The sequence below is a fragment of the Pirellulales bacterium genome, assembly GCA_036499395.1.
Taxonomy (GTDB): Bacteria; Planctomycetota; Planctomycetia; order Pirellulales; family JACPPG01; genus JACPPG01.
The window spans coordinates 12,280-25,433 of record DASYDW010000063.1; the positions used below are offsets into that span (position 1 = coordinate 12,280).

Annotated in this window: 4 protein-coding genes; 2 read left to right on the plus strand and 2 right to left on the minus strand. The window is 56.8% G+C overall.

Annotated elements, in window-relative coordinates:
* Window positions 1-13: 13 nt before the first annotated feature.
* A complete protein-coding gene (locus tag VGN12_09430; protein HEY4309657.1) occupies window positions 14-8,764 on the minus strand; it encodes a glucoamylase family protein in 8,751 nt (2,916 codons plus the stop codon).
* Window positions 8,765-9,133: 369 nt separating this feature from the next.
* Between VGN12_09430 and VGN12_09435 the strand changes: the two genes are divergently transcribed.
* Window positions 9,134-9,610, plus strand: a complete 477-nt coding sequence (locus tag VGN12_09435; GenBank protein ID HEY4309658.1) for a response regulator — start codon at window positions 9,134-9,136, stop codon at window positions 9,608-9,610.
* Between the two features lie 180 nt (window positions 9,611-9,790).
* Here the strand turns inward: VGN12_09435 and VGN12_09440 are convergent, their stop codons facing one another.
* A complete protein-coding gene (locus VGN12_09440; protein HEY4309659.1) occupies window positions 9,791-10,177 on the minus strand; it encodes a hypothetical protein in 387 nt (128 codons plus the stop codon).
* Between the two features lie 602 nt (window positions 10,178-10,779).
* Between VGN12_09440 and glgX the strand changes: the two genes are divergently transcribed.
* Window positions 10,780-13,023 (plus strand): glycogen debranching protein GlgX, encoded by a 2,244-nt coding sequence (gene glgX, locus VGN12_09445; GenBank protein HEY4309660.1) that lies wholly within the window; start codon window positions 10,780-10,782, stop codon window positions 13,021-13,023.
* Window positions 13,024-13,154: the final 131 nt, after the last annotated feature.

Consider the following 13,154-nt stretch of genomic DNA (forward strand, 5'->3'; position numbering starts at 1 on the left):
CGATGCATAGAACTTAGCTGACGCGAATTTCCACTTTGTGAGTTATTCCATCGTCGACGAGCGGCAAAAAGAGTTCCGGTTGTTCGATCCCATCGAGAATGACGCGGTCGACGACGATCCCGCTGCCGCCGTTCCAGATCGTGATTTCAAAGTTCGTTTCATGGAAGCGGTAATAAACTTTGATCGAAGGCCAGCCGGCCGGCAGACAGGGCGCGAAATACAACTTGTTTACGTCCAATCGCAAACCCAGCAGTGATTCGGTGATCAGGCGATACATCCAGCCGGCTGAACCGGTGTACCAGGTCCATCCACCTCGCCCCACATGGGGAGTAACTGCATACACGTCCGCCGCAATTACGTAGGGCTCGACTTTGTAGGTAGCGATTCCCGGCGGCGTGGAACCGTGGTTAACGGGATTGATTAACGACAGCAATTCCCACGCCCGGTTGCGATCCCCCAAGGCTGCAAACGCCATCACGGTCCAGATCGCGGCATGGGTGTACTGGCCGCCGTTCTCACGGACGCCTGGCAGATAGCCCCTGATATAGCCAGGATCCAGCGGTGACTTATCGAACGGGGGTTGGAACAACTGAATCAACGACGCGTCACGCCGCACCAGCCGGTCGTTGACCGCGGCCATCGCTTGACGACACCTCGCCAAATCCCCGGCGCCAGACAGAACGGCCCAACTCTGAGGGATCGAATCAATCTGGCATTCCAGGTTGGTCGCTGAGCCCAGCGGCTCGCCGTTATCGAAATAGGCCCGTCGATACCATTGGCCGTCCCAGGCGTTGGCTTCGATGTGTTTCGTCAACTCGACCGCCTGCGCCTCGCACTTTTCCGCAAATGTCTGATCGGCGCGCTGGCGAGCAATGTCAGCGAATTCCTTCAAAACATTGACCAGGAAGAATGCCAGCCAGACACTTTCGCCCTGCCCTTTTTCGCCGACCAGATTCATTCCGTCGTTCCAGTCGCCGCAGCCCATCAAGGGTAATCCGTGTCGGCCGAAGCGCAGGCCATTCTCAATCGCCCGGACGCAATGTTCGTAGAGCGTGGCCGACTGGTCGGAATGGCTTGGCAAGTCGTAGTACGCTTCCTCCTCGGGCTTGAGCGCTCGACCTTCAATGTATGGAATACGTTCGTCGAGAACGCCGGTGTCACCGATTTGCTTTACGTAACGGCAGGTCGCCAAGGGCAACCAGAGAAAGTCGTCGGAAAAATGCGTCCGGACACCACGTCCCGTTGGTGGGTGCCACCAGTGCTGAACGTCACCTTGAGGAAACTGGTGTGCCGCGGCGCGCAGTAGATGCTCGCGAATCAGTCGTGGCTCGGTATGGACCAAAGCCATAACGTCTTGCAGTTGATCGCGAAATCCAAACGCACCGCCCGATTGGTAGTAACCACTTCGTCCCCAAAAGCGACAGGCCAAGGTCTGATAGAGCAGCCAACCATTGGTAAGAGCGTTAATTCCGGGATCGGGTGTTTCTACGTAGACTGCCCCCAACGTGCGTTGCCAGTACTGCCATACCGCTTGCAGCGCCTTGTGTGCCGGATCAACTCCCCGGAATCGCTGGATCTGCGTGCGTGCGTCGTCGATGTTTGCCGCGGCGCCTAGGCGGAAGACGATTTCGCGCTCTTCACCTGCCGCGAGTACGAACTGCGTTTGCAACACTCCGCACGGATCAAGCCCGGCGCCGAGTTTTCCGGAAAGACGGTCGCGGCTCATAGCCGCGGGGTTAGCGTAGGAGCCGTTCCGCCCGATGAACTCAGTGCGATCGCCGGTATACGATCGCGCCGGCTCACTGATATCGAGATAAGCAACCCGTCCGGGAAACTCCGAATTGTAGGAATTTCGGGCCAGCAAAGCGCTCGTGCCCTTGTCGATTTCAGTCACCACGTGCATCAGCGATTTGTGACGCAGGTCGCCCAAGATCCACTCGATGCAACAAGTCGCCGATAGCCGACGTGTCTCCTGCGACGTATTGCGCAGCTTGAGCGAATAGAACTTTACCGGCGCATCCAGCGCGACGAACAAAGTCAACTCGGACGAAACACCGTCTTCGATCGTCTCAAAGACACTGTAACCAAAACCGTGTCGCGTCACATAGCTATTGTTGCCCGGCGCAGGCAGTGGCGTCGCCGACCAGAACCGACCGCTGTCCTCGTCGCGGAGATAAAGCGCCTCGCCGCAGCGATCGGTCACCGGATCGTTGTACCAGGGGGTAAGTCGAAATTCATGCGCGTTTTCGAACCAGGTATATCCGCTTCCGCTTTCGGTCACGACCGTGCCGAACTCGGCATTCGCTAAGACGTTCGACCATGGGGCCGGCGTGCGTTGCGCGGCGCTGGTCGTGATAACGTATTCCCGACCATCGGGAGTAAATCCCCCCAATCCGTTCGCGTAAATCAGATCGCGATGCGGCAGGCGTGGCTGCGAATCAGCGGCATTTGTCCGCACTCGTGTCGAAATCAGCGACGGCATCGTCGGTTCACGGCTGCCGCGCCGTTCGATTTGATCTGACAGCGTCCCGGCCGTGTCGGTCAGTACGATGCGCGCCGCGGTCTCGAGCAGAATCCGATCTTCCTCGGACATCAGCTCGGGCCGTCGAACGAAAATCCCGCCAGGGCGATCGACGAGATTGGCTTCCGTGCTATTGCCGATGATGTGCATGATCTCATCGTGCAATTCTTGGCGGTAGCCCGACTGGTCTTCATTCCAAATGACCAGATCGACGACTAACCCTTTGAAGCGCCAGTAGGCATGGGCACGGACGAGCTGCTCGACGAAATGAATCTTCTTCTGATCACTGAGCCGTAACAAAATAATCGGCAGATCGCCCGAAATGCCATGTCCCCATAGACCAGATTGGCCCCGCGTATTCTTGGCGAGTATGTTTACGTTCGCGCGCCGGGTGCTGCTGGCATAAATGACAGCGCTTGCCAGGCGCCCATAGAGTTGAGCCTCGGCCTCGCTCGCATTTAGTTGCTGCAGAACGACTTGACTGTGCGTCCACGCCAAATCGATGAGCCGGTCGGCCAAATGGCGATCGTGATATTTCTCGATCAAACCGATTGCTACGTCGCGAGTTTCGGCGGCGCCACTGACAATGTCGACCACGGCGGTTTCACCGGGCTCAATCGTCAGAGTGGCTCGAATCGCCACGATGGGATCGAGAACGGGGCCCTCACTGTTCGAAAGCGGGGCCGCCCGTGTCATCACCTGCGGATTGCGCACGTTGTGAGCGCGGCCCAGAAACTTGGCTTTGTCGGTTTCAAACGACGTCGAGCCCACCGTCCGACCGTGAACCGACATCAGATGAAGCATCCAGGGGGGATGTTCGCTGTGCGAACGAGGGCGGCGAGTGCAAAGGATGGCGTCGCGCTCGCGTACGATCTCGGTTTGCACAAATAAATTACTGAACGCCGGATGCGTCGCATCAGACTCCGCCGAGGCCAAAACCACTTCCGCATAGGTCGTCAGTTCAATGGTCCGCGGATGTCGCGAACGATTGGAAATATTGACGCGGCGCAGCTCGACGTCGTCCTCGGGGGATACCGCCACTTCAGTGTACGTGTCCAGATCGAAGTCGCGGCGTCGGAACTCGGCACGCGACTGGGGAAATATCGCCTTGTAAGATGTCGCCGACTCGAGCGTTGGCTGGTACGTAACTGACCACACCTCATTCGAGGTGACATCACGCAAGTAGCAGAAAGTTCCTGAGTCATCTTGCGCGATGTCCTCGCGCCAGCGCGTGATCGCGATGTCCCTCCAGCGGCTGTACCCGCTGCCGGCATTCGTGATCATTACATGATAGCGCCCATTGGAAAGTAGATGTACTTCAGGCGCCTGCGTATTCGGTGTGTTCAGGACGCGCATCAGCACATCGCGGACAACCTCTGGTCGGGAGGCGTCGTCGTTCTCTGCGGATCGCGGAAATACGGGAATGGTTTTGGGAACGCGCTCGTGCAAGAGCAACTCTGTCGCCTGAAACGGCGCATAGGATTCAAATCGCCGCTGCATCGGTCGCTTCAATAGTTCGTAGGCAAACGCCAAGAAGCTCATGCCCTGATGATGCGCCATGAACGATCGTACGACGCTGTACGGTTGCCCTCGCCCAACGCGGGCGGTCGTATAATCCAACGCTTCGTAGAATCCATATCGCCCTTCGATCCCCAATTCGGCAAGGCGGCGTAGATTCGCGCAAGAGGCATTGGGATCCACCATCAGCGCCATCGCGGACGCGTATGGCGCGATGACAAGGTCGTCCGCAAGACCTCGTTTGAAGCCCAAACCGGGCACCCCAAATGCGCGGTACTGGTAATTCAATTGAGCGTCGGTGGCGTTGTATCCCGATTCGGAAATGCCCCACAGGACGTGGCGACTGTTTCCGTAAGTAATTTGTCTGGCCACCGCCCCTTTGTACGTTTGATCGAGCAGGCTGTCGGCAAACGTGGGCATTACCAAGAGCGGCATCAGATATTCGAACATCGACCCGCTCCACGAGAGCAGCGTCGGTTCTCCATTCACGCCGGTCAGCAATCGCCCCAGTGCAAACCAATGCTCCTGCGGCAGTTGACCCTGCGCGATTGCCACGTAGCTTGCCAGGCGTGCTTCCGAGGCTAGTAAGTCATAGAAACTTGCATCACGCCGGTATTCAGTGACGTTGAACCCGATGGCCAGCAGTTTTCGCGACGAATCGTAGAGAAACTCGAAGTCGGCGGTACTCAGGTCTAGGCATGCTTCGGCCAATTGCTCGCACGTGTCCATGCGCAACTTGGCCTCGCGACTTATCTCGCCCACAAGGCGTTTCAACTCAGCCAGCTTCTCGTGATCGTTTTGCGTTGAAACCGAAGTGTCAGTGAGCAGCTTGGCCAACTCCTCTTCGAGCGCCGCCACGCGACGCCATGTAAACGGGCCTGCATCGGGGGAAATGGCCGCCTGCAAAGCATTCGAAAAGCTACTCCCCAAAGCACCGTCGCTCGACGGTTGTTTAGGATGCAGCAAGCTCGCCAGCGGCGCGAGCCAACTTACATCGTCGAGCCAGCTACGGACCTGCCGCCGTAAAGCACCGGACCACCAGCGAACTTCCTCGTCGGGATGCTTTTCCAATTCGGCCAGATCCGCACATTCGTCAATCCCCCGAAGCAACGTCATGCGGGCCGAAAAGTTGGGTGGTGCATTCAATAATTGTGCTTCGAGTGTCCCAAGCTCTCGGCATGCACGATCGCTGTCACGGCTCAAGACGCCGGCTTCGTGCGACGTCGATCCGCTACTCGAACGTATTGCCTTAACGAGCACTCGTAACGTAGCGCCTAACCCGTGCATCGCACCTAGGGGGAGTACGTCATGATCAGCGATCTGCAGCAGTCCCTCACGGAGAACAAGCAGATGGCCCACAAGATTGCCGCTGTCTACTGTCGAGACGTATCGCGGCAAGAGTGGGGCGAGAGTGCGGGTGTCGTACCAGTTGAAAAAGTGTCCTTCATATCGCTCAAGCCGCCTTAACGTCGCAAAGGTGTTAGTGGTTCGCTCCGCCATCTCCTGAGGCGCGATAAAACCAAAATCATATGCAGTCAGATTCGACAGCAGCGCCAAGCCGATATTTGTCGGAGACGTGCGATGCGCGATGACCGCGGCCGGGTAGTCCTGAAAGTTATCGGGCGGCAACCAGTTATCTTCGGCGCTTACGAACGTCTCGAAGAATCGCCAGGTCTTCCGCGATAACTCGGCCAGGAAACGCTCATCATCAGCGGTCAATCGTCCGGTCGTGCTGGGCAGCGGTCGGCTCAACCACCAGGCTACAACCGGAGACACAATCCACAGCACCAGCACGGGAGCCGCCGCCGCCATGGCGCCTGGGCGATATCGCATCAGATACCCGGCGAGCAGCCCCGCCAGCACTGGGCCGAACCACATTGCGACAAGCAAGCCAAACAGATGAGGACGGGCGCTTCGTTCGACATCACTCGAAGTCCGCCACTGCAGCAGGTTGCGCTTCGTGATAAATAGTCGGGTTACAGTCCGGACCACGGCATCGCTGCTGTAGTAGGCCTCGTCCGGCAAAAATGTTAAGGCACATAGCGCCTGGATCATCCGCAGCCCCAGCGATCGCAAGGTATCGCGCGCGTGCAGCGGCCAGGAAAGGTCGGTTGGCTTCTTGAGAAATTCGACGAAGATTCGCAGCAGTACTGGCGTCAGCAAGATCAAGGCCACAAAGAACGTCCAAAACGCTGCCGTTCCCAATGGAACTAGCCAGTACAACGACAGCAGCAGCACGAGCGAGATCGGTACAAAGCTACGGCGAAGATTGTCCAGGATTTTCCAGCGCGATAGCGCGGAAAGTGGATTAGCTACTAGGCCGCCCTGCGGCTTTGGTACCCACGGCAACGCCCACATCAGAATTTGCCAATCGCCGCGAATCCAGCGATGGCGTCGGCTGACATCGACGCCGTAGTGGGCGGGATACGTCTCGAACAACTCGATATCGCTGACCAGGCCGGAGCGGGCATGGCAGCCCTCGAGCAAGTCGTGGCTGAGAATCAAATTGTCAGGAAAACGTCCGCCCAGGAATCGCTCAAAGGCGTCGACGTCATAGATCCCTTTGCCGATGAACGACCCTTCGTGGAATAAATCTTGATAGACATCCGAAACGCTCCCGGTATAAGGATCAATTCCTGCCTGGCCACCAAAGATGCGCACCAGCCATGATCGTCGAGCACTCGCGAGGCTTAACGACACGCGCGGCTGCAGAATGCAGTACCCGTCGCTAATGAGTCCGCTGCTGCTGTCGACGCACGGACGGTTAAGAGGATGCGCCATCGTCGCAATGAGCCGTCGCGCCGCCTCTCTAGGTAACTGAGTATCGGAATCCAGAGTGATGACGTATCTCACCTCGCCTATTGACGCGGTGTCGCCAACGACTACGGTAAATCGCGAGTTATCGTTACCGCGCAGGAAGGCGTTCAAGTCACCGAGCTTGCCGCGTTTCCTCTCGTACCCCATCCAGGTTCGCTCTTGGGAATTCCATCGGCGCGGTCGATGGAAGAGGAAGAAGATGTCGCTGCGATCGCCTTTGTATTTGTTATTTAAAGCCTCAATCTCTTGGCGAGCCTGGTCGATTAATGCCTGATCTTCCGGCAGTGTCTCGGTGGGCGCATCTTTCAAATCCGTGAGCAGAGCGAAATGGATTCGCTCGTCGCGATTCGCCAGATAACGAACTTCGAGAGATTCGATAAGATCATGCACGCCGTCGGGGCTCGTCAGCATGGTCGGTATCGCAACCAGCGTACGACTATCCGCCGGGACGCCCTCCGAGAAATCCATCCGCGGCAACGTACGCGGCGCCGTCCACAGTGTTGCCAGCCAATTGACAACTGCCACGCCTAACTGCGACGTGCCGAGGAGAACTAACACGGCCGTCGTCAACAGTAACAGTCCGCTCGCACCATTGCCGTAGGCATAGGCCAACGCGCAGGCTGAAAACGTCGCAGTGATCGTCGCGATGGCGCCCAGGTATAAAGGGAGCGGGTATCGGCGACCAAACCGACTGATCATCTGCCTTAGCGTCCGGCGAGCGTATGTCTCCTTCTCGAGTATTGGCAATCCTCGATCAATCAGGAAATAGCCGACGTGGGCCGACCGGTCGTGGACTCCTCTTTCATCCGCGCAGCGTTGAGCCAATCGAGACGCTTTCAACGCGACTTGCCATTCGGGCAAACCACTCGACTTCGCGACTTGTTCGACCGCGTGGCGATATTGATCACGAGTCGCGAAATCCATCTCCTCGTAGACATCCGAATAACTTTGTAAGTCTTGGATAATGCGGCGGTAATAGGCGGCATCGTCTGACGAGTCGCCAAATGCCTCCAGCGGATAACCTCTCAGTATTTGCTCGACAATGCTCAGCAGTTCGACGAAGGCACGCCAGTCGACGGCTCCTAAGAAGCGAAGACTGCTGACACTGTTGCCGATCGACACTTGATCGGCGGCCTGCTGCTGTCCCTCGCTCTGCATCAGCTGATCAATCGTGACATTGCGCTCGGCGAGCCGCTCCTCGAGCCATAGCAATGGCAAAGCCATGGCGTGGCTGCGTTCCTGAAGGCGGCGCGCAAGTTCGGCGACGAACTCGCTATCCATCGCCGGGGCCGCGCGCGTCATGTCGGCCATAACAACCACGATTCCGGCCGGATCCGCTTCGGCCGCGATATTCATCCGATCGGCCCAGGCGTTGGCCTCGTCTCGGTACAGTCGAGCCGCGGTCATCCGTGCCACCACCCGGCGCAAGTTCTCGACCAGCGCCAGGCGAAGCATAATAGGAATCGCCCACAATTCGCCGAGCGTCAGCGGATTGACCGTTTGATAGGCGGCGACGAGTGAAACCAGGCTTTCCGAAGTGACCCGCCCATCGACGTGCGAGATCAGTTCCTGCATCAGGTCGTAGACGCGCGGAAAGCCGGCCAGTGGACCCACGGTCAGTCGCGGGAGCTCAGTGCTGTAATCCTTGGGAAGATGGCGCCGGGCTATACGGATCTGATCTTCAACGAGGTAATAGTTGTCCAGCAGCCATTCATCTGCCGGAGACGTACGGCGCTTTGCTGCAACGGCCGAAACGACGCGGCGATACCCTTCGTTGAGAACCGCTTCGTTTTCCTGCAGTCTGCCGAGAAGCCGGTCTGGTCCAGGGCGTGCGTCGACCTCGTGCGATGCGGCAACTGTCTTGGCATGCTGTTCCAGTTGCTCGGTGCTGAGTAGCTCCGCTCGCAAGGGGGCCTCTTCGGCGAGGCCCTGCTTATTCCTTATCTTCGGATTGGCGAGATCAGTTAACTGCCGCGATAAACCACGATACCAGCTCGCCAATGGCTTTTACTCCATGTGTCTATTTGCAGACGCGAACACGCTCGGCACGCTGCAGTAGTATATAGGCTTCCGCCCGGGCAGCCGTTTGTGATCGAAATCCGCACTCGCGCTTCGCGAAGCTCGCCAATAATTCGTTGTATGACCGACTGCCAGGGTGGACGCTGAACGCGCAGAACGACTTACACCTCGCTCCGGTCAAATGACGTGTCTGGGGCGTCCTTTATCCGGTACCACATTTGCTACGCGATCCTTGTGCCATTCCGAGGAACTTCGAAATTGAGCCGTTTTATGGACGTCAGCTTGCAAATCGCGATCGCCGATGATGACCGCTCTAGCCGAGCAATTCTCCGGCAAATCCTGCAAAAGCTGGGGCATACCATCGTGGCTGAGGTCGACAGCGGCTGGTCGCTCGTCGAGCAGTGCGCAGTCACCAACCCCGACGTCGTGATCACGGATAACCGGATGGCGGATATAAGCGGACTCGACGCTGCGGCCGAGATCTGCCGTCACAGGCAGCTTCCGATCATTTTAGTTTCCGCGTTTTGCGACCCGGATTTGGTGCGCATTGCTGAGCAAAAGCACGTTTCCATGTACTTGGTGAAACCCATTCACGAAGCGCACGTTGCCGCGGCCTTGTCTCGCTGCATTGCTCAGCGAGATGCTAGCGGCTTTTTGGAGGAGCCCGGCGCAGTCATCCTGCAATCGTCTGAAGTGGCCGACAGTCGCTCAAGGTTAGTGCCTCGCGACCGCTGAATCGTGGCAAGCGCCGGCAGCATGGGGGACCGTCTAGATTCGTTTTCCTACCGCCGACCTTTGTCGCTGCTCTGCTCTTCCGCGAGTCCGATTTCATCGATCGAGTGCGATGATGTATCTTGCGATTGGAGCTTCTCGAAACGATCGTGGAGGCGCACGATCTCTGCTTTGCTCAGGTCCTCAATATTGATCAGGCGTGGGCTTGCCTTGTGCAATGCTGCGAGTGGCTCGTTGACTTTGAGATGAAGAGCCATGCCGTCCTTCGTCTGCGACCGCTGCAAAAGGAACAGCAGATGCGTCGATGATGCGCACATCCAGTAAGCCTTCCTGACCAGATGGCTCTGGTTTCTTGTTTTTTCGAATGCAGTCAGATGAATAGATGATTTCCGCAGCGATCTGGTAGCGATGTTTAAAAGTCGTGGTTTTGGATTTCTCCTTCTGTGACACCGTTTGCTCAATATCACCGTTCCAAGTAAAAGCCGGATCCATCTTCAGAATCCCTTCGGTCCCAATGATTTGGTATTCAGAGACCTTTGTCTCGCCAAATCCGCACAAAAATGTCGCCAACCGATCCTTCGGGAAGCGCAACGCAGCTCACACCGCCTCGGGCACTTCCTTAAAGCGGCGATCTTTACTGCGAATGGCGAAAGCCGTTACCTCTTCGGGCTCGGCTTTAAAAACGTAGCGAGCGGCATTCAGGCAGTGGATAACTCCGAAAGATCGGCACGATTCGACACCGTCGCGCCTAAACAGAGACGACTTGCGCAAGATGCCGTTTCGCACGTCTGATAGGAATGATGCTGGCCCGGTCTGCATTACGATGAGGCAGGAATTCGTAGTCGGAACGAAGGAGTACTACTGCTTTTTGCGCGCAGTGCGGTTGTAAGGAGGCCGAAAAGAAACTTCGCTTACCCTGCTCCGGAATGCACCAAAGTGCAGAGTAGAATCCTGCAGCGTCTTAGTACCTAGTTTCTGCCGGCGAGTGCTCTGTCGTTTGCACCTACGAGGGCGCCTCGAAAGTTGTTGACGCTGGAACGACCGCAAACCCCTCATCAAAAAAAACGGGCAAGTTGTTGATCGTGAAAGAATTAAACCTGCAGACGCACGTAGAAGGATAATCTGCCCGCGACAACGGTCATTATTTGGCAATCCATTTGTTGAGGACAACTATGCGAGTGTGGCCGGGACGACCTTACCCCCTTGGTGCGACGTGGGACGGAAACGGCGTCAACTTTGCACTCTTCTCAGAATGCGCCACCAAAATAGAGTTGTGCCTATTTCATTCGGCCGAAGACTCCCAGGAGTTTGAGCGCATCCCCGTCGTAGAGCGTCGAGACCTGGTCTGGCATTGTTATCTACCCGACATTCGTCCTGGCCAACTCTACGGATATCGTGTCCACGGTCCGTATGAACCCGAGCATGGGCATCGCTTCAATCCGCACAAGATTGTGTTGGATCCTTACGCAAAGGGCATCGGACGCGACGTGCGCTGGTGCGATGAGATGTGGGGGTACAAGATCGGCGACCCTCAAGAGGACTTGTCGTTTGACGATCGTGACAACGCGCATGCGGCACCATTGGCGGTCGTGATCGATCCGGCCTTTACCTGGGGCGATGATCGCCCTCCTCAACGGCCGTGGCATGAGACGATTATTTATGAGGTGCATGTAAAGGGGTTTACCCAGCTACATCCGGGGGTGCCGGAGGAGTTACGCGGCACTTATGCCGGACTTACCTCACCGGCCGCCCTTGATCATCTGAAAAGCTTGGGAGTTACAGCCGTTGAACTACTCCCGGTCTATCAGCGCATTGATGATCGCCATCTGGTCGACAAAGGTCTTTGCAATTATTGGGGCTATAACACGCTGGCTTTCATGGCGCCTGACCAGCATTATGCATTGGCGAAAACCGCAGAAGACGCCGTCAAAGAATTCAAGACGATGGTCCGCGGTCTGCATGCGGCGGGCATCGAGGTTTTGCTCGATGTCGTCTACAACCATACGGCGGAGGGGAATCAAATGGGCCCCACTCTGTCGTTCCGTGGAATCGACAATGCATCCTATTATCGCGTCTCGCCGGAGGATCCGCGTTACTACATGGATTTCACCGGCTGTGGAAATGGCTTCAACATGCGAGCGCCGCGGGTTCTGCAGTTAATTATGGACAGTCTTCGGTACTGGGTTACCGAGATGCATGTGGACGGGTTTCGGTTTGATCTCGCGAGTGCCCTGGCCCGGGAGCTGTTCGAGGTGGACAAGCTCGGGGCATTTTTTGACATCCTGCATCAAGACCCCGTGCTGTCTCAAGTCAAGTTAATCGCCGAACCGTGGGATCTGGGCTCCGGCGGCTATCAGGTCGGAAACTTCCCCTCTCAATGGTCCGAATGGAACGGTCGCTATCGCGATAATGTCCGCCGTTTTTGGAAAGGGGATAGTAAAACGCTGTCGGAGTTCGCCACGCGCATCTGCGGCTCGGCTGATTTATACGAATGGAGCAGCCGCAGACCCTACGCGAGTATCAACTTTGTCACCTGCCACGACGGTTTCAATCTTCATGATCTCGTGAGCTACAACGAGAAGCACAATGAAGCCAACGGCGAAGACAATCGTGACGGGGCGAACGACAACGAAAGCTGGAACTGCGGCGCGGAGGGTCCGACGGAGGATGTCGCGATCAATCAGCTCCGCGAGCAGCAGAAGAGAAATTTGCTGGCCACGCTGTTTCTCAGTCAAGGCGTTCCGATGCTTTTGGCAGGCGATGAACTCGGAAAGACACAGAATGGCAATAACAATTGCTACTGCCAGGATTCAGAAATCTCCTGGTTGCAATGGGAATTGGACGACGAGCAAAAGCAACAACTCGACTTTGTACGAGGCCTAGTAGCGATCCGCAAGACTCAGCCTGTGTTTCGTCGTCAAAAGTACTTTCAAGGGAGATCCATTCGTGGCCAAGAAGGGGTCGTTTCGGACGTTGGTTGGATCGGCACTGACGGCAAACCGGTAACCGATGAAGTGTGGAACGCCGACTTTGTGAAATGCATTGGTTTACGACTGGATGGCAAATTGATCGACGAAGTCGACGAACAGGGAGTGCCGATCGAAGGCGATACCGTGCTCTTACTCTTGAACGCGCATCATGAGAGCATCTTGTTCACGCTCCCGACACCGGTCGCTGACGCGTTCTGGGAACCGATGATGGACACTGCTCAGTTTCCCGGAAGACTGTCGGATACAAAGGGCGGAACACGGTACGAAATACTCGCTCGCTCAATGGCTTTGTTGCGGCTGGCCTCGCCCACGATTGTGGAGAAGCAAAAGGAAGGGTTTGTCGCGGCCGAAATCATCGCCGAGGCCGCGATGGAAACCGCAACCACTCTGCCGGCAGGTAGCACAACAAAAACATCCAGCCAATAATCGTCAAGCTACGGATGTGGGCCGTGGACGACGATCTGATGGCCGACGTTGGCTGGTCGCTCGGGCCGTTGGTCGCAATCCGTCAGAGTTGAAGTAGGAAGTGGCCATACAATCTCTGCGGAGTGGTTGGC

Excerpts from the sequence above, each read along its gene's own strand:
- glgX (HEY4309660.1), top strand. The coding sequence starts at position 10,780 with ATGCGAGTGTGGCCGGGACGACCTTACCCCCTTGGTGCGACGTGGGAC.